Consider the following 18,118-nt stretch of genomic DNA (forward strand, 5'->3'; position numbering starts at 1 on the left):
GTGGGCGGCCATGAACTTTATGGCAATGCCGATGATGGGGATGGGTGTGTTCTCAGGGGGAATGATGGCAATTATGGGAGGTATCGTCGCCCATTTCGCCTATGGCGGAGTTATGGGCGCTATATATACGGGTGAAACCGCAGAGGAAGAAGCAGCTCCCGCTGCCGCGCCGGCGCCCGAACCCGAACCTGCTCCCAAGCCTGAACCCGTTCCTGAACCTGAACCTGCTCCCGAACCAGAGCCAATACCGGAGCCTGAGCCAACTCCAGAGCCGGAACCAACTCCTGAACCGGAAGCACCTTCCGAAACTCCTGCTGCAGAAGAATCAGCTCCTGAAGATGAAGGCGGCTCCGACGAAGGGGAAGAGTCGGAAGAAGGCGACGAAGAGAAAAAATCAGAATAGTATTAGTTGAAAGTCTATCTTTGTGCGGTCATCCGGCAGCTGCCGGATAACCCGCACTCGCACGTCATTGCCCGCCAGACATCAGTCGGGCTGGCGAGACCTGATGTATCAGGTCGAAGCAATCTCTCAATTGAAGGAACAAGTTTGTTCCAAGGGAGTCCTTTGTAACCTTCAGAACATGCCCTTACTTGCACATTTAATTCCCGGGCTTCTTTCGTGACTGAAAGAGTCCGCTGTCCATGGCCCACAAACGACCCCCAGATGATAGAGTATCACGACAAAGAGTGGGGTGTACCCGCCAAAGACGATAGGATTCAATTCGAACATCACCTGCTCGAAATATTTCAGGCAGGCTTAAGCTGGCGGACTATATTGCACCGCCGTGAAGAATTCCGAAATGCTTTTGCGGGTTTTGACCCTGCCAAAGTTGCAAAGTTCGGAGAAAAAGATGTACAAAAATTACTCAATAACGAAGGAATAATTCGTAATAATCTGAAAATTCGGGCAGCTATCAACAATGCGGGTAAATTTCTCAAGTTGGCTGAAACCCATGGCAGCTATTATGATTTTCTACTACAGTTTAAACCTAAACTAAAATCAGCGTTCAAAACCATTGCAGAAATGCCTGCGGAGACACCCGAATCCGCAGCGCTCTCTAAAGAACTCAAGTTGCTTGATTTTAAGTTCGTCGGTTCGATAACCTGTTACGCGCATATGCAGAGCGTGGGGATCGTCAACGACCATCTCGTGAGTTGTTTTCGCTATAGGGAGATCGAGAAGATGACTACCTGAGATTATCTTACACACTTCGTCTTTTGTCCCGAATACCCAAACCAAAATCCTCCGAGGGAATTCTCCGAAAGGAGTCCCTCGTGACCCTTGGAAGACGTTTCTCGTCAAGTGCGAGTCAGGGCTTGCCCTGACCGCTACTTTATAATCTTATTGGAAAACTCCCGCCGATGGCGGGACGAATCCCGCTGAAAGCGGGGCACCCCTAAATCCCATCTTCGATGGGATTCGTAGGGGAGGGTTTATTAACCCTCCCTTTAAACGGGCGGGTCCACAGACCCGCCCCTACATTGATACGGCCCAGTCCGGCTCAGCCGGGCCGTGGTGTGTGCCCTACCCGACAACGAGAGATAGAGGGAATTCGCCCGAATCGCCCTTGACGTTATGAAAGATGAAGTTGATTAACTAATTTAGTTTGTTATAAGTAATCCCTTCCTGATTTCCATTATCTCAAGTATCTTTAGAATAAGCCTAATAAATTAAGTCTTTCGGAAGGGAGATATGATATGACAGAATTAACCCAGATGAAGTGCGTTGCCTGCCGGCGCGATGCACCGACGGTGACCGAAGAAGAGATATCCGAGTTCAAACCGGAGATACCGGACTGGAATTTGCTTGAAGTCAAAGGTATCAAACGTCTTGAGAACGAATATAGATTCGATAACTTCGAAAAGGCGCTTGCTTTCACCAACAGGGTAGGGAATATAGCCGAAGAGGAGGGTCATCACCCTGCCATCCTAACCGAATGGGGCAGCGTGAAAGTCTCCTGGTGGACACATAAAATCAAAGGTCTTCACAAAAACGATTTTATAATGGCGTCTAAAACAGACCGGATATTTTCGGAATCATAAATTGAGCATCCATCCCGATACAAAGATCGGCCACATCCATCTGAAGGTATCGAATATAGATAAAGCTCTGTCCTTTTACTGCGATATTCTCGGCTTCAAACTGACTCAGCGGATAGGCGATCAGGCTGCGTTCATTTCAGCGGGCGGATATCATCATCATATAGGATTGAACACATGGGAAAGCAGGGACGGTACTCCTCCGCCAAACGGACATACGGGACTTTATCATACGGCAATACTCTTTCCGAACAGATTGGAGCTGGCAAAAGCTCTTAAAAAACTCATCGATGAAAAATATCCGCTTCAAGGCACAGCAGATCACGGAGTCTCAGAAGCTATCTACCTTGCCGATCCGGACGGAAACGGGGTTGAGCTTTACTCCGACAAACCACGTGATGAATGGCCAAGAAAACAAAACGGCGAATTGGATATGGTCACACTTCCTCTTGATATTGACGGGTTACTTGCAGAACTTAAGTAAGCAATAAAAATTTTTAAACATTTGTGTTGTGTCTGCCGATAAATATCTTAAGGAGCAATCATATGATTTCTGAAGAACATAAAAACCTTCTCTTCAAAGCCTCAATATTTTCCGGTCTCTCGCCCGAACAATTGACCAGCGTTCTCGATACAGTGAGAGAGGTCAGTTACGGTGAAGGCGAAATTATCATGAATGAAGGCGATGAAGGCGGAGAGTTGTTTGTGATTGTTGAGGGCAGCATTCAAATAGAAAAGAAAGCCGGTGATAATTTCACCATTAAAATTGCCCGCACGGAACAACGGGGGATGTTGATCGGCGAGATGTCTCTCATTGACATGAAACCGCGTTCCGCAACGGTTAGGGCGGACTCTCCTGTTACTTTATTAGGCCTAAAAAGAGAAGATCTGGCAGTGCTGTTTGACGAGGACCCTAAAGTTCTCGCTACCATATCTCTCAATATTGCCCGGTTGCTAAGCGACAGGCTACGCCATTCAAATGATATGTTTGCAGAGCTCTTCAGCCACTTTACGGCTTAAGAATCAGCTTTCCGATGTGCCTGTTCTCCTCCATCATCTCCTGAGCTTTTGCCGCATCCTCCAAAGGAAACGTACCCCCTATATACGGTTTTAACTTTCCGTTTGCCACAAGAACAAGCAGTTCTTTCATCTCCTCCATAGTGCCGAGATTCGTGCCCTTAATGCTCAAGTGTCTGAGATAGGTGAATTGAATGTTCAGGTTTGTTTCTCTTCCCGTCAGGATACCGCAGAGGAGCATTGTCCCGCCTTTCTTCAGAAGCTCCCAACTTGTAGTAAACGTCTCCGGTCCTACGTAATCCATTATCAGGTCCAATCCTGCAGGGGCGGTTTTCCTTATCTGAGCGGGAACATCATCTTCAAGGCGGTTAAACGCATAGTCAACCCCTAATTCTCTCATTATTTTCAGTTTTTCCTCGGAGTTGGCTGTTGCATAAACCGTTGCCCCCAGGTGTTTTGCGATTTGAATTGCAAGCGTACCCAGCCCTCCGGCGCCACCCCAAATGAAGAAAGATTGACCCTCTTTCAGCTCTCCGACCGTCTTGATTCCATGATACGCGGTGAGTCCGGCAATAGAACAGGCAATGGCGTCCTCATAGCTGACCGAATCGGGTATCGGCACGATATTATCGGCCGGAACGACTGCATATTCTGCATAGCCGCCTTTTAGGTGCATCCCAATATATTTCCAGTTTAAGCAAAGATTTCTCTTACCCTCGAGGCACAGCAGGCATTCCCCGCAGGAGACCAAAGGATATACCAGCACGCGTGCCGAAGAATCAACGCTATCGACACCGCTCCCTGTCTCTGCAACCGTTCCCGCGATATCACCGCCGGGAATATGAGGCAGCTCGATTTCTATCCCCGGGTAACCCTGCCGTACTAAAATATCTACCCGGTTCAGACCGGTCGCTTCGATCTTTACCAGCACCTCTCCTTCACCCGCCGACGGGGTAGGGTAATCGTTTACAATCGTTAGAACTTCTATCCCGCCGTGTTTTGGAATCGTAATAGCTTTCATTTAATAACCTTTCTTCTGCTGTTTATCGGGTTTAACTAATGGGATACAAAATGAAAATGAAAACGTCCCAGACTCCATGCGAAATTATCCCCGGAACTATAGATTTATATTTCATGTACATTAATCCCCAAAATGCGCCCGCCATAAAGGCTGCTCCTACGAGAATCAGGTTTAGCGACCAAACGTGTACCGCCGAATAAAGAGCCAGCGCAAGAAAAAACCCTGTCCATTTGCCCAGCCGGTTTGAATATTTCTTCTGAATAAATCCCCGCCAGAATATCTCTTCCGCCGGAGCTATAACGAGCAGTAACAATGTCCCTATTAAATACGGCTCTGCCTGAGATTTGGTCGAATATATTCCCTCAATTTCCCTTCCGGCAAAATCAAATAATGACTTTACTGCAAGGTTTCCGACGAGAAAAACTGAATACAAGAGAGCCGCCGAGACGATTCCTATCAGGAGATACGATCGTTTAAATTCAAAAATCTTTTTAAATTTCTCACCGCCGAACGCAAGGGAATATGCTGCGAGTGAGCCTGAAAACAAGGACATCCCTATCCAGAAATTGACATACTGCTTAGTCCAGGGTGAGAATAAAATGAACCAGAAAGCTGCCGCAGTCAGAACGAGAAGGTGAACCCGCCTCAAGCTAAAAACACGCCGATTAACAGCGAAACGGTAAGCAAAACGCCAAACAATAAATGGAGCTGCGCAGTTTGTACGTCTATCATCGCTATCGTTTCAAAATCACCCGGTTTATTGCCGGAAATCGACTTAATGTTCTTAAACGCCGGTGGAAGACTTAGAAACACAATCAGCGACCACTGCGAAAGTATTCCCTCTGTGACCATGTAAACAACGGTGCCGTATGCGCCGGCTATCAGGAAGTAGTAGAAGATCTTTGAGCCGGAATGTCCTAATATGCCCGCAATCGTTTTCGCTCCGGCATCGGCATCATGGACGATGTCTCTGTGATTGTTCGCATGTAAAATCGCCGTGACCAAAAAACCGATAGGAAGGGAGATTATGATTACCGACGTGCTATAGTCTCCGGTAAGAGCATAATACGATCCGAACACCATCAGCGGTCCCATCAACAGAAACACAAGAACGTCCCCAAGCGCCTTATATTTATAGGCTATCGGCTTCCCTGTGTAAGCATAGCCGCCGACCAATCCTGCAACTCCAAGCCAAAGCATGGTTTCCCCTCGCACATAAATCAGTAAAATTCCTAAAAGAGCAGCCACGCCGAAGAGAAGCGATCCCGCTTTAAGCAGTTTTTCCGGCTCCAACAAGCCATCCTGTATTACCCTGCTCGACCCGAAGGTATAGTTCTTATCCACACCCTTTTTATGATCAAAATAATCGCTTATCAGATTCGTGGCAGCGTGATATAGAATCGAACAGACCGCAACAATGGGAAACAGGATCCAGCGGACCTCACCTTCATAATAAATCGCAAGCACCCCACCGACAACGATGGGAACCATTGAAGCCGTGAATGAAAATACCCTTACTGCTTGAATCCAGGCTTTAATCTTACTTCCTGAACCCTGTGAATTATCTGTCATCAGTTCTTCGCTCACAATAACCTCACTTTCTTGATAAGAAATTAATCAATGCCTGAATTGAATAATATGAATCGGAATTTAATTCTCCAAGAGAAATGTTCAGTTAATTAGTTATGTTTCTAATTCCCGGGTCTATCAAATCACGAAAATCATTCTCAGGAATGAGCCCGATTGTCCTATCACCGAATGATTTTTCTACGCTGTTTTGAATTGGTTCAAACGAAAAATCTCCTTCAATAAATAAGAGCATGCGGGAAGTTACAAAATTATCGGCATGATACCTTTGCAGATCCTCGCCCGTGGGAATAAATGAATCAAAGGAGTCGCGACCGGCATAAATCTCAGCGGCGGCGGCTTGGACAGATGACGAATCAAAAGACTGATTATAAAATATATCAGTCATTTCTTTGAAGAAATCCTCAAAAGAGGAATCTACAGATTCTATTGACAACGCTACATATCTGCTTGATCTCTTTAATAAGACTGGAGAGACAGTTTCATTCGATAGCATTGTGGCTGTCAGTATCAATTCACTATACCTGTAAAATGTCGTATCTTCTGCAGTAAAATAGTTTAAAAGATAGAGCGAGGAATAGAACGTATCGCTTTCCACCTTTTTGAACAGAACCTTTAAGCCGTTAACGTAAAATTCCCTTAATTCATTGTATTCCAATGGTTTAGGTAAATATTTTGACTCTTCCTGAACCAAATTCACCTTTGTACATCCGAATACAGAAAAGATTGAAAGGACTATTAATATCGATGTAACAGCGTACATAATGAGAAAAACTAATTACATTTGGTAAGCATGGCAAGCACTGTCTGAATTATTATCCAGGATCGGATATGCCTGTTTGCTCTGACATATAGTAAAAACGGCACTATTAACCGGAGAATCGGTAAGTAAGTTTCTAATTTACAAGAATTTCGTGATGGTAGATGAAGGAGTTTTACTGCCGAATATGTCTGTAAAAACCGTTCTACCAGATGTCTAAATATTTGCACCATTGCAGTATCTTGCGTAGCTATTATAAAATTAACTATATATAGCATAGGTGGACAGATTATATTAACTCTTTATCTGAATTGCCTGCCTTTTTACAGGTTTATACTTGACTTACCTTCTAAGCTCTCAATATATTCACACCAGCAAATTTCTTAAACGGAAATATGTTAAAAACTTTGAGGATTAATATGAGCAAAAAGAATTACGCCCTTCGCGGTTCAGTAATAATTTTCATACCAATATTAGCGCTATTCATTTCCGGATGTGCCGTATTAAAGCCTTTCGGTCTCAGCGGAGACGAAAAAGGAGACGGGCAGGAAGTAACGCCGCTCTTTCAGTCTGAACGGCGGAGCGGAGATCAACAGCCCGCTCCGCAGCAAGAAGAGTCCGGAATAGCAGCCGGAGGCAACGGTGCGCAGCCCGCTTCCAGAGGCTTGGTGACTCAGCGCGTAGGCGCAAGACCTTCTACTACAGAAATATCTGAACTGCGGTTTGAACTAAAGAGGATTCAGGCTGAGATATCACACCTCAACTCAGAGATTACTAATTTGAATAACCGCTCTGAGATGTGGCGGGACCCGCAGGGAGTATACAATAAAAAGATAGTACTGACAAACGGAACGATTTTTTACGGAAACGTAGTGTATCAAGACGAGCAGTTTGTAAAAGTGGAGACACTTATCGGCAGCTTAGTTCTTCGACGCAATTCTATAAGCAGGATAATTGAAAATACGTCCGATTATGCGGCTCTGGACCTGGCAACAACTCAACCGAGACCGCTTTCAAGCAGGCCTTACGCCACAAGAGAGACCAGAGGAGGCTTTGCACCTTCATCTACAGAGCGTGGACTCGCAAATGTCGTTATCGAAAGCCCCATTAAAGAAAGGAAAGATAAGAGCGGAAACACGGTATTTACCGGTGTTTTAAAGAATACCGGAAATAAAAGGGCTGATTTTGTTAAAATAAATTTCATTATCAGAAAAGACTGGTCCGGCAACACCGAAACTTATACTACTTTCGTCAACGGTGCGCAATATACTTATGCAAGCGGTGTTACTACCGATACAACCTTACCGCCGAGCGCTACGGGACCTTTTGAGATCTATATTCCCCGATCAATAGGAACATTTATAGGATATTCTTACTCTATAGACTGGGAGGAGTATGAATAACAGCTCTTTACTGATTCTTGCTGCATTTTTTATTATCCCCTCCTGCGGTGGCTCAGCCCCTAACGGGAATAACATGGAAAATAACGGTACCGTTTCGAGGAACATTGAATTGATGGACTTGAGATCTTCCGTGATTATACTGCAATCAGAAATTATAGATCTTAAAGAAAAGTTGAGAGATGCCGAAGGATTGAATTTAAGCTTACATGCTCAATTGGCGGAGAAGAACTCGCGGCTCGGCACACTTGAAAACCTTCCTGATGTTAAGCCCGCGGGCTCCACGGCCTCGCTTCAGTATCAATTTTCTCCGAATGCGTCAGAACTGTCATTTGAGTTTGACGCTATGTACAAGTCGGCGCTTGCTTTATACTTTGACTCCGACTACGAAGATGCTATTATTGCCTTTGATGAATTAGGAGTATTAGACGACTCAAATCCCCTTTCCGATAATGCTCAATACTGGAAAGGAGAGTCTTACTACGGTCTTGGCGAATGGGGTAAAGCTTTGAGCGCATTTGAAACTGTATTGACTTATCCTCAAAGCAATAAGAACGATTATGCTCAGTTCAAGATCGGGCTTTGTCTTTTGAAAATGAACAATAAATCTCAGGCAAATGCGGCATTCCAAACTTTATTGGAGAGCTATCCGGACAGCGAATTGATTTCAAGAGTGACTAAATTAATGAATAGGACTCAGTAGATGAAAATATCTATAGCCCTGACAGTTTTTGCTTCATTTATCCTTCTTAGCGGATGCGGCGGCTCTGGAGCAAGCACAGATAGAACGGGCATTCCCTATGCCTTCATCGAGCCGAAAGAAGACAATAAACTAAGCGCAAGCGATAAGGGAGGCGGGGACAAAGCAGATCAATTCGAGGAGGTTTTTACACCTCACCCGGTAATTCCACTTGAAAGCGCTTTGAATATCAATGATACAAAGAATCGGCAGCATGAAGAATTTTCAAATTATGAAGGTGTGATGTACGACCTCGGAGCGCAAATCGGCGGAGAAGAGACTAAAAACCCCGAAAAAAGCTTGCCTGCTGTTGACCCCATGCTCGAAAGCATTCGACAGGACTTAATGATAAAATGGGCTTATACAGAAGAGGACATACATTCCTCCGACAAAAGTTCCGGTTCAATCGAGGAGATAGAAAAGCGGATATCGAGCATCGAAAACAGCATAAAGGGGGATATGGCTGCCCTCAGGAGCGAAAACCTGAAGCTTTTGAGCAGGCTGCAGAAATTAGAAAAACAGGTTACTGTAAAATCGAATACACGGAAGAAGACTCCGGTTGCAAAGAGTGAAAAGAAGCCTAAGAGGCAGCTGCCGGTTAAAGTGAAAAATGCGACTCCGCCTAAATCATTTAAGGAGCTTTACGCTAAAGCCCTTTCGGAATACAGAGACAGGAATTTCAAGTCCGGTATCAGGCTGTTCAGCTCACTTTTATCCATTGACAAAAATCACAGCCTTTCCGACAATGCACAATACTGGATCGGCGAATGCTATTACCATATGGCAGATTATAGAAGAGCTCTCCGCGAGTTTGAGAAAGTACTTAAATACAAAGATTCGAATAAAAAGGACTCGGCGATACTCATGAGAGGCAAGGCTCTTAAACACTTGGGACAAAACGACAGCGCTCTCAAGCAGTTTCGCTCTCTGATAACACGATATCCGAGAAGTGCGTACACCAAACGAGCGCGTGAACTGATCGCCGAATTGGAAAAGAGCTAGGGAAACAGCCGTCTAACTATAGATAGATGAAAAAACAAACCACAATTTACCTTCTGGCTATATTCCTTTTGGGAAGCAGTACAACTGACGCCCAAACCCGGGTTGGATTCACCTCTATCGGCAATATGATCAACATCCCGACTACAAGCCATATAATCGGACCCGATTTTTTGAGATTTGGTTTCGGATTCGAGCTGAACAGCTTTTCTCCATTTAAATCAAGTCAGGGAATATTTTTCGACTTCGAACCTTCATCCAAATACCGGTTTGGCATTACCGCATTGAAGGGATTCACGTCTGACACTTCGGCGCTTGCTATCGATCCTCCTCCGGAATTCGGCTTTTCCTTCCAGAGGAACATATTCACTTATGAGAACATGTCCGTAGCTGCCGGGGTTACAAACATAATTTTCACGGAAACCCTCATCGATTTTGAGACGGTTTTAAGTTCCAAGATAGCAGATTTTTCTTTTTATGGAATGGTAAGCCGAGAACAGGAATTTGAACTTTATCGGTTAAAATGGCATGTTGGCATAGGGACCGACAGGTTCCTTCCGTTTGATACTTTGAAGACAACAGCGTCGGACGTGGGAATATTTGCCGGGTTTGACTTGAGGACAGCCTTCCTCCCCCAGATAGGCGGACTGCGGATACTCGGTGAGTTCGACGGAAGAGGAATGAATATCGGAACCAAACTGCCGTTGACACGCGATTATACAGTCAACCTTGCAGTGATGCAGATTGAGAAAATTCTGAGTTTCGGAAAGATCACCGAATCGAAATTTCCGGGAATTAGTCTCGGATTGTCGATAAACTTCCCCCGCAAGATACCGGAGGAAATAATCGAACGGCCGATCGGACTGGCTGCAGCCGGCAGGGTAGACCTTCCCCCAGGCGTTGTAGGGGAACCCGGCCTTCTGGTTCCGTCAGGCTATATGTCGCCTGAAGAGGTTCAGATGATGCGCGATTCGATTTCATTCGCAGGACAGCAAATCAAGACACTGAACGACTTGGCGATGATGCTCCGGCAGAGAGTAAACGTTCTTCAAGATTCTGTTCAGATAGTCAAAACGGAGAGGTTCGCACTGGAGCAAAACATAAATGCCGCATTAAAGCATCTCTCCCGTTCTCTGAGGTATTTTTATTCAACTCAATATAGATCGGCGCTCGAAGAGGTGGAGACCGCCATAGAATACAATCCGAATCTGGCTCTGGCTTATGCGCGCCGCGGTTCGATATTTTATAAATTAGGAGACACCGAGCGCGCAGTAATGAACTGGAATATCGCACTTCAACTTGATCCGGAATATGACGACATAAGAAACATTTTGAGGGCGATGGGTGAAAACCGTTTAAGGGTAACTTCTTTCAGGAGGTAATGGGATAACAGCATGGATATTGCATCATTAATAGGAATTCTCGCCGGCGTAGGGGTAATCGTGCATGCGCTTGCAACCGGTGCAGCACCGCCGGAATCGTTCTATAGTCTACCAAGTATCGAAATTGTTCTCGGAGGAACGATCGCAGCTACACTTTTATCGTTTCCGATTAAGGAAGTTTTAAGAATAACTAAAATTACGGTAATAATATTTAAAAAGGGGACGACCGACACTCTCGGACCGTACGTAAATGAGATCGTCGAATTATCCCGATCAGCGCGCATGGGGGTGTCTGAACTCGAAAAGAACAAAGACGCTCTCAGCAATTATTTCTTAAAAGACGGTGTCCAGATGATCATAAACGGGTACACAGAACCCGAGATCCGCGATATAATGGAATCACGGATCGAGAACAGGGAAATCCGTGAGAAGTGGGAAGAAAACGTTTTAAGAACGATGGGTAGGTTTGCGCCCGGATTCGGTATGATGGGAACACTCATAGGTCTTATCGGTATGCTTGTCAGCATGGGCGGTGAAGCAGATCCTTCTAAAACGATCGGTCCGAACATGGCTGTGGCTCTTATAACTACATTTTACGGCGTGCTGCTTGCGAATTTGTTTTTTAATCCTATGGCCGAAAAATTCAAATCAAGAATTGAGCAGCAAACCGTTCTTCAAAACATGGTAATCGAAGGTGTTGTACTTTTGTACCAGAAAAAGCATCCCCTTGTTGTGCGCGAGAAACTGAATTCATTCATTCCCCCGAGTGAATGGGAACAGGATGCTGAAGCCGGAGGAGAGAAAAGCTAAGCGTTAGCGAAAGACCATCATGGCTGAAAACGTAAATATCAACCAGGAGCTGATCGTCAGGAAAAGGAAGAAAAAAATTCCTCCGGCTGACCAAACTGAACAGTGGCTTCTGACATACGGAGACATGGTTACCCTGATGATGACGTTTTTCATACTCTTATTTTCAATGTCGACTATCGACCCTGTGAAAATAAGAGCGTTTGCCGATGCGCTTTCGGAAAATTTCGGGGCTGCACCCGTAGAAAGAGAGCGGCTCGACCTTGCGACAATAATGAAAAAAGTAACCGACATCGTGATCGAGCAGAATATGCAGGAGAACGTTACGGTGAGCTCGAGCAAAAGGGGTGTCAATATCAGCTTTAAGGGGGACGTAGCCTTCAAGACCGGCTCGGCGGAGCTTTCCGATATAGCAAAGAACCTACTCGATAAGTTAGCTCCGGAAATTAACGCTGCGCTTCAGGCGGAGTTGCCGTTTCCAATTGCTATCGAGGGCCATACTGACAATATTCCTCTCCGAAAGGGCGGCCCATTTCCATCGAACTGGGAGCTTTCAACGGCACGGGCAAGCGCCACGGTCCGGTATCTTATCGATGAGGGTGGAGTCGTAGCACCAGAGGGTCAGGGTAAGCTCTCCGCTATCGGTTATGCGGATACATGGCCAAAACCGGGCTACTCCAATGATACACCTGAAGGAAGAGCCGCCAACAGAAGAATTGAAATAATATTTTTAACAATAGGGTAAAGACTATGAGAAAATTTAGAAGTACTAAACATCTGGCACTATGGCTGACTACAGCCCTGCTAATCCACGCTTCCATAGCTTATGCTCAGGATTCGCAGTCTCAGCTGGCTCAAAAGATAATGCTCGAGAACCATCTTCGGCTTCAGGCGGAAAGTGCCCTCAAACAGGCTTTGCATAAAGAGCGCTTTTTCGTAAGCGTCATTGCCGAAATAAGTTTTACGCCGGCGCAACGCCGTGAACAGGTCTGGGAATCAGTTAAAGATGATAAAGAAACAGATATAGCCCGGATGGGATTAACCCGCGGAAAATCTGACCTCAGCCCATTTCAAAGGGAGCTAATGCCGCCCACACCAAAATTTGGTCCTGTTTTACCGGGTTTTCCTGAAATATCTATACAAGAAGACAGACCGGATTCTAAGACCGGCGAGACAATGCCGGAAATTGCCGCGGAAGCCGATGAAAGAGTTTCCGACTCAGAGAGTGACAAAGACGCTCAGATGGAAACTCTTATTAGTTACTCGATCGAGAATATTACTTCTGCAATACCCGAGATAGTCAGATTGGACGTAACGGTCATGCTTGAAGATGGAGTCAGGCAGAGTGTGTTAGAGATGGTAAGGAAGGTAGTAGAATTCGCCACCGGAATTGACCCTCTAAGGGGAGACAATTTAAATGTCGTAACGGCTTCTTTTGTTAAGAGTAGAGCGATAGCTCAGCTGGCGTTTGAAGCATCGAAAGCTGATACGATTTCTACCTCAATGGAGAGCGATCTTGCGCTGAGAATTCAGGAGCTTGAAAAAAGCCAGCGTGACTCTGAGAGCAGATCCTCATTATTTGTATGGGGAGCAATAGCCGGATTGATTTTGCTTCTGCTCCTTGCATATTTCATTGGAAGTAAAAAGCGCCGTGGGGAACGGGTTTTGATACCTTCAAACGGAAACGGAGAGCCTCAATATATAGGTACTCCTGCTGAACTGATAGCTGCTGAAGAGGATTCGAGAGCAGCCAGAGAATCAGAACTGTCCCGGAAACGTGCCGCAGCGCTCGAAAGGGATATGCATAAATCTGAACTGAAGAACACGCGGCAGGCGATCATAACGTTAAGCGTTGGAAGGCCGGATACCGCAACAAAAATATTAAACGATTGGATGAGCTCTGAAGGCGAGAGCCCGGAGGAAGCGTAATGGCTGAAGAAACAAAATTCTCAGGTCTTGAAAAAGCGGCGATACTTTTCAAAGTATTAGGACCCAATTTAGCCCGCCCGCTGTTCAAGGCGCTAAGCGACACGGATATAATGAAGATCCGGTCGAAGATGGACGAGCTTGATGACGTCAGCTTCGAAATGAAGAAAAAGGTTCTCGAAGAGTTCTATTTCAACTTCATGTCTGAAAAGATGGTCAAGGGAAAGGAGATGCTCTCAAACCCGTTCGCGTTCCTGAATGACCTCGTTGATGAGCAGGTCCTCCTTTTGCTTAAGGAGGAAACGGCACGAATAGCCGCTATAGCGCTCGCTCAGCTTCCAAAGGACAGAGTTGCCAAGATCATAACTCGCCTCGAGCCGGATTTGCAGGGACAGGTTATGCTGGAGATGGGTCATCTCGTGGATATTCCCTTAGAAGGCATTGAGAGTATAGCCGGCGATTTAGCCGAGAAAGCTCTCGGCTTACCTAAGTTCCATCAACTCTCCACCGGCGGCAGTGAGACTTTGGCTGAATTACTCGATCATATGGACGCCACGGACGAAAAGCATGTGCTGGAAATGCTCTCAAAAGAAGACCCCCAGCTGGCAAAGGACGTCAGAAAATCGCATTTCACGTTTGAAGACCTCAACCTGATACCGGATAACCTCATGCGTGATCTGCTCAGGAGCATAGACGCAACTGATATCGCACTCGCTCTCAAGGGTCAGCCGCAGGAGTTCCGGGACAAATTGTATAACAATCTACCCGAACGCGCGCAGGTTATCCTCGAGGACGAGATAAGACTCGTTGAAGGACCGCAGCCGCGCAGAAAGGTTCAAAACGCTCAGAAGGCTATCGTTGATAAGGTCAAGGACCTACAGAAAGAAGGGAAGATCAACATGGCTGACATCTTAGAAGCGGACATGATCGAATAGCAGATAAATTTTCTCTAAGGATGGGATCCTCAAAGGAAAAGCCCTCCTGCCTTTTTCAAGGTGGGGGGGCTTTGGGTTTTTGCTGATATTATATTTTATTCTCTTTTATAAGTAAACGTATAGTTACTTAAAGGTTACGCTCCTCTCGCCTATGTGTGATGACAAAATTAAATATTCTAAATCAAACTAAAATGTATATGATGCCTCAATAATTAGTCAACTTTTTTGTCTGTAAATCGATAAGAAGCCATCCGCTGAAGTAAACGGCTTGAAACAGTGACCATATGTCGGTATCTTCAAGCTTAATTATGAAGATTCCGAATACGGGGTAATATGATGAATAGATTTTACGCTGAAATATCCGGCAAGAATCAATTCATTGCTGATAAACAGGTTTTATTTAACGTAAGCGTTAGTGCTATTACCATAGACAGTATTCCGACCCGCTGGTCAGAACCGGTAAAACCATCATAAACACTGATTAGGCAATTATTTGACAAAGGAGGAACAGGCGACACTGTGCATATAAAAGTTTTTAACGTACCTGTAATCCTCAGAAACGTGTTTCATCGTTGATCAAATCTATTTTCGGACAATTAAGGTCAAATCTTTCCGTAGCAAAATTCGACAGACAGGAGCTCTCCGGCTCTCTCGGTGACCTCGGGACTTTCCTGCCCATAATTCTCGGGTTGGCATTTATAACAGGGCTTTCTTTTTCCGCAATGCTCTTCTGGGCAGGCGCCTTTAACCTGTTAACCGGGCTCATTTTTACAATCCCCATGCCTGTACAACCGATGAAAGCGATTGCCGCCGTAGCTATTTCGGAAGGAATGACGGCGAATGAAGTATACGCCTCCGGTCTAATAATGGCAGCTATGATGCTCCTTGTCTGGGTCTTCAACATTGCCGAATTCCTCAATAAAATAATCCCGAAAGCTGTTGTGAGGGGAATTCAACTGACGATTGGGATCAAGCTTTTCATCAAAGGGTCTGAACTCATCTACGATATGCCGATCTTTGGGTATGACAGCATTCTTGTAGGCAGTGCCGGAGTTATCTTCGTTTTATTGCTTTACAATTCAAATAAAATTCCCACTGCGCTTATACTGTTTATCGTCGGCATCTCATTAGCATCGATCGTCGATCCCGACGCTCTTAACTCTCTGAAACCCAATCTTTATATACCTCAATTTATTATGATCAGTTTGTCTGATTTTTCAGCAGGATTTATTAGCGGTGCACTTCCACAGCTGCCACTGACGATGCTCAACTCCGTCATTGCCGTTTCCGCTCTATCATTCGATCATTTCCCGAAACGCGGGGCGGGAGTACGTAAGATATCATTGAGCGTAGGGCTTATGAATATTGCCTGCCTATTCGGTGCGATGCCTATGTGTCACGGTTCCGGCGGTCTTGCCGCTCAAAAAAGGTTCGGCGCAAGAACTAACGGCAGCATCATAATGCTCGGAGCGGGGAAGATGATTTTGGCAATCGTTTTCGGTGCGTCCATGCTGCCATTTTTCCGGGCATTCCCTGAAAGCATCCTCGGGGCACTGCTCATAATCGCAGGAATAGAGCTCGGCTCCGCCATAAAAGACCAGAAAAATTTCAGGCAATATTTAACAATAATTATTATAACAGCCGTATCTATCGGATCCGGAAGTTTATCGATAGGATTTCTATCCGGAATGCTTACAGCTTTTATTGACCGACGGTTTAATTAATATTAACAAAAAAGGGCTTACCGCTAAGGCGGTAAGCCCCGAACTCTTGAAATCTATCCTATTATTGATACGCTATGGCATCCGGATCACCATCCGGGTCGCCGCAAGCAAAGCCGTCGGAGTTTATCACTCCAAATAATAGCAAGCCCGCAACATGCGGCGCCGCCATTGACGTTCCGCTCTTTGAAGTAGTTCCACCGCCCTTATTGGTAGAAATAACACCTCTCCGCCTCGCATTCTCCTCTAAGATAACCTCCATGTTTGGTTCGTTATGAGTGTACAAAGTCGGTAGCGACTATCGTTCGGTCATACCTGCGGACGGCCACAACATTGGTCGAAAGTTGAACTGAATTGATAATAGAGGCGGGAACGCTAACTCAGCATCCCCGCCCGTGTTAGTGACAGTAATTTCCGGTCAATCGGGAATTTCCGGAAGGGCCTCAAATTCCCCCGTCTCTTCCACCTCTACAGGGTATCCTTCGAGGATATTGAGAATTTTCTGCTCCAACTCTGGTGTAATTTTGATGACAAACACTTTAATGCAGGGATTGCTATCGCAAAGGCCTTCAGCCGTGCCCACCACTCCCGGTATGGACATCAATTCTTCGGTGTGTTCTTTGAGCACCTCTTCGATTGTCTTAGAGGGCATTGTATCTACTCCTTGGCCATTCTCAACAGCTTTGTTTACGCAACTCTCAATTCCTATAGCAAAGAAAATCACACCAATGCTCATAAAAGTCATTTTGATTGTAGGGAGCATAAACCACCTCTTTTTCGAAGGCGACCTTTCCTTATCCCTTTCAGATGGCACCCCAACGTGCCTTTTAAAAAGAAAACAAAGAGGGGAACGCTAGCGAGCATTCCCCCCTAATTCTTCCATCGTTTAGGGGCTGAGAGCTTATACCTACTGAAATCCGGGTCAACAGCACCCAACATCGCCCCACTTATCATAGCCCCAACTTAACTGTTACAAGCTCACTACTCGGTCACCTCAAACGTCGTGGACCCACTCCCACTCTCGAACCCAGCCTTCGATGCTGTGGCATCTACTTCGTAAGTTCCTACACCGTCCCGCTTCGAGTTGACCCTATACGTGAGTTTGAGTACACCACTTTCATCGGTTGTGCCACTGCCCGACAGCTTTCTACCTTTGGCGGTCGTGATTTCTACATTCACCGCAGCGCCCTCCACCGGGTTCGTCACGGTGACGGTGATCTCCGCCTGCTCCTTATTCACATAGCTGTCTTTGTTCGTAGTCACGCTGACGCTCAGGGTCGGAGCTGCAGGCGCTTCGTTTAAGGCGAAGTCGATTATAGTAGTCTGATTCTCGTTAACGGTGGCGGTCTTAGACTGCGATTCGAAGCCATCCGCTGAGGCGGTCACCGAACGATCGCCTGTGGGCACGTCGGTGATGGTGTAGCTGCCATCACCAGCCGTCGTGGTCGACTGGCCCGTATCCAAACTGATCGTGACCCCTGCAATGGCAGCCCCACCGGAGGCATTGGTCACTGTGCCACCGATCAAGCCGGTAGTGGGGGGAGGAGGCGCTTCGCCGTCAACAATTACACCGAACCGGTCGAGTACCAGGTCAATCCGATTGGCAATAGCCATTGTACCGTCGGAATTACCGGCAAACAGCAATCCTACCGGATTAAGATCGGCATTATCAGTCACCAGGAGCGATCCCGAATCGCCTCCGCCGATGAATCGGGTCCCGCTTTCAACGATGATCTGTTTGACAAATTTCGCGATGCCAGAGCTGTAATGGACGTTGACGGTAG

At 46.0% G+C, this 18,118-nt stretch carries 21 protein-coding genes; 14 read left to right on the plus strand and 7 right to left on the minus strand.

Features of this window, described 5'->3' with window-relative positions; translation table 11 throughout:
• The first annotated feature begins 10 nt into the window (after positions 1 to 10).
• From IID12_05865 to IID12_05885, 5 genes are all read left to right on the plus strand, one after another.
• On the plus strand, positions 11 to 403 hold the full coding sequence (locus tag IID12_05865; GenBank protein ID MCH8288613.1) for a hypothetical protein: 393 nt from the start codon (positions 11 to 13) through the stop codon (positions 401 to 403).
• A gap of 216 nt (positions 404 to 619) precedes the next feature.
• Entirely contained in the window at positions 620 to 1,195 is a 576-nt protein-coding gene (locus tag IID12_05870) for a DNA-3-methyladenine glycosylase I (protein ID MCH8288614.1), read from the plus strand.
• A 503-nt stretch (positions 1,196 to 1,698) separates the two neighbouring features.
• The gene (locus IID12_05875; GenBank protein ID MCH8288615.1) at positions 1,699 to 2,043 is read left to right on the plus strand and encodes a 4a-hydroxytetrahydrobiopterin dehydratase; all 345 of its coding nucleotides are present in this window, start codon (positions 1,699 to 1,701) and stop codon (positions 2,041 to 2,043) included.
• A 1-nt stretch (position 2,044) separates the two neighbouring features.
• The gene (locus IID12_05880; protein MCH8288616.1) at positions 2,045 to 2,524 is read left to right on the plus strand and encodes a VOC family protein; all 480 of its coding nucleotides are present in this window, start codon (positions 2,045 to 2,047) and stop codon (positions 2,522 to 2,524) included.
• Positions 2,525 to 2,586: 62 nt separating this feature from the next.
• Positions 2,587 to 3,060 (plus strand): cyclic nucleotide-binding domain-containing protein, encoded by a 474-nt coding sequence (locus IID12_05885; protein MCH8288617.1) that lies wholly within the window; start codon positions 2,587 to 2,589, stop codon positions 3,058 to 3,060.
• On the opposite strand, the gene IID12_05890 is transcribed toward IID12_05885, so the two are convergent.
• The 4 genes from IID12_05890 to IID12_05905 all read right to left on the minus strand — a co-directional run bounded on the left by IID12_05890 (position 3,050) and on the right by IID12_05905 (position 6,365).
• Positions 3,050 to 4,078, minus strand: a complete 1,029-nt coding sequence (locus tag IID12_05890; protein ID MCH8288618.1) for a zinc-binding dehydrogenase — start codon at positions 4,076 to 4,078, stop codon at positions 3,050 to 3,052. The genes IID12_05885 and IID12_05890 overlap by 11 nt on opposite strands.
• 31 nt (positions 4,079 to 4,109) lie before the next feature.
• Positions 4,110 to 4,631, minus strand: a complete 522-nt coding sequence (locus tag IID12_05895; protein ID MCH8288619.1) for a CPBP family intramembrane metalloprotease — start codon at positions 4,629 to 4,631, stop codon at positions 4,110 to 4,112.
• A 92-nt stretch (positions 4,632 to 4,723) separates the two neighbouring features.
• Complete coding sequence (gene menA, locus IID12_05900) at positions 4,724 to 5,665, minus strand: 1,4-dihydroxy-2-naphthoate octaprenyltransferase (GenBank protein MCH8288620.1); 942 nt, start codon at positions 5,663 to 5,665, stop codon at positions 4,724 to 4,726.
• Positions 5,666 to 5,753: 88 nt separating this feature from the next.
• Positions 5,754 to 6,365, minus strand: a complete 612-nt coding sequence (locus IID12_05905) for a hypothetical protein (protein ID MCH8288621.1) — start codon at positions 6,363 to 6,365, stop codon at positions 5,754 to 5,756.
• A 479-nt stretch (positions 6,366 to 6,844) separates the two neighbouring features.
• On the opposite strand from IID12_05905, the gene IID12_05910 reads away from it, so the two are divergent.
• From IID12_05910 to IID12_05950, 9 genes are all read left to right on the plus strand, one after another.
• On the plus strand, positions 6,845 to 7,828 hold the full coding sequence (locus tag IID12_05910; GenBank protein MCH8288622.1) for a hypothetical protein: 984 nt from the start codon (positions 6,845 to 6,847) through the stop codon (positions 7,826 to 7,828).
• Complete coding sequence (locus IID12_05915; protein ID MCH8288623.1) at positions 7,821 to 8,528, plus strand: tetratricopeptide repeat protein; 708 nt, start codon at positions 7,821 to 7,823, stop codon at positions 8,526 to 8,528. Before IID12_05910 ends, IID12_05915 begins: the two co-directional genes overlap by 8 nt.
• Entirely contained in the window at positions 8,529 to 9,566 is a 1,038-nt protein-coding gene (locus IID12_05920; GenBank protein ID MCH8288624.1) for a tetratricopeptide repeat protein, read from the plus strand. It begins immediately after the preceding gene.
• Positions 9,567 to 9,592: 26 nt separating this feature from the next.
• Positions 9,593 to 10,945, plus strand: a complete 1,353-nt coding sequence (locus IID12_05925; protein MCH8288625.1) for a tetratricopeptide repeat protein — start codon at positions 9,593 to 9,595, stop codon at positions 10,943 to 10,945.
• Between the two features lie 12 nt (positions 10,946 to 10,957).
• Positions 10,958 to 11,755, plus strand: coding sequence for a MotA/TolQ/ExbB proton channel family protein (locus IID12_05930; GenBank protein ID MCH8288626.1), 798 nt, complete (start codon positions 10,958 to 10,960; stop codon positions 11,753 to 11,755).
• A gap of 19 nt (positions 11,756 to 11,774) precedes the next feature.
• Positions 11,775 to 12,497 carry a flagellar motor protein MotB gene (locus IID12_05935; GenBank protein ID MCH8288627.1) on the plus strand — a complete coding sequence of 241 codons (723 nt, stop codon included), beginning with the start codon at positions 11,775 to 11,777 and terminating at the stop codon, positions 12,495 to 12,497.
• Positions 12,498 to 12,502: 5 nt separating this feature from the next.
• Positions 12,503 to 13,681, plus strand: a complete 1,179-nt coding sequence (locus IID12_05940) for a hypothetical protein (protein MCH8288628.1) — start codon at positions 12,503 to 12,505, stop codon at positions 13,679 to 13,681.
• Positions 13,681 to 14,613: a hypothetical protein gene (locus tag IID12_05945; GenBank protein MCH8288629.1), complete on the plus strand. Its 933-nt coding sequence runs from the start codon at positions 13,681 to 13,683 to the stop codon at positions 14,611 to 14,613. Before IID12_05940 ends, IID12_05945 begins: the two co-directional genes overlap by 1 nt.
• 572 nt (positions 14,614 to 15,185) lie before the next feature.
• Positions 15,186 to 16,337, plus strand: a complete 1,152-nt coding sequence (locus tag IID12_05950; GenBank protein MCH8288630.1) for a putative sulfate/molybdate transporter — start codon at positions 15,186 to 15,188, stop codon at positions 16,335 to 16,337.
• Between the two features lie 61 nt (positions 16,338 to 16,398).
• Here the strand turns inward: IID12_05950 and IID12_05955 are convergent, their stop codons facing one another.
• The 3 genes from IID12_05955 to IID12_05965 form a co-directional block, all read right to left on the minus strand.
• Positions 16,399 to 16,620 (minus strand): S8 family serine peptidase, encoded by a 222-nt coding sequence (locus IID12_05955; protein MCH8288631.1) that lies wholly within the window; start codon positions 16,618 to 16,620, stop codon positions 16,399 to 16,401.
• A gap of 132 nt (positions 16,621 to 16,752) precedes the next feature.
• Positions 16,753 to 16,935, minus strand: a complete 183-nt coding sequence (locus IID12_05960) for a hypothetical protein (protein MCH8288632.1) — start codon at positions 16,933 to 16,935, stop codon at positions 16,753 to 16,755.
• A gap of 380 nt (positions 16,936 to 17,315) precedes the next feature.
• Positions 17,316 to 18,118 (minus strand): carboxypeptidase regulatory-like domain-containing protein (locus IID12_05965; GenBank protein ID MCH8288633.1); only part of this gene is annotated, 803 nt, incomplete at its 5' end.

The sequence above is a fragment of the Candidatus Neomarinimicrobiota bacterium genome (genome assembly GCA_022567655.1).
GTDB lineage: Bacteria > Fidelibacterota > SORT01 > SORT01 > SORT01 > JADFGO01.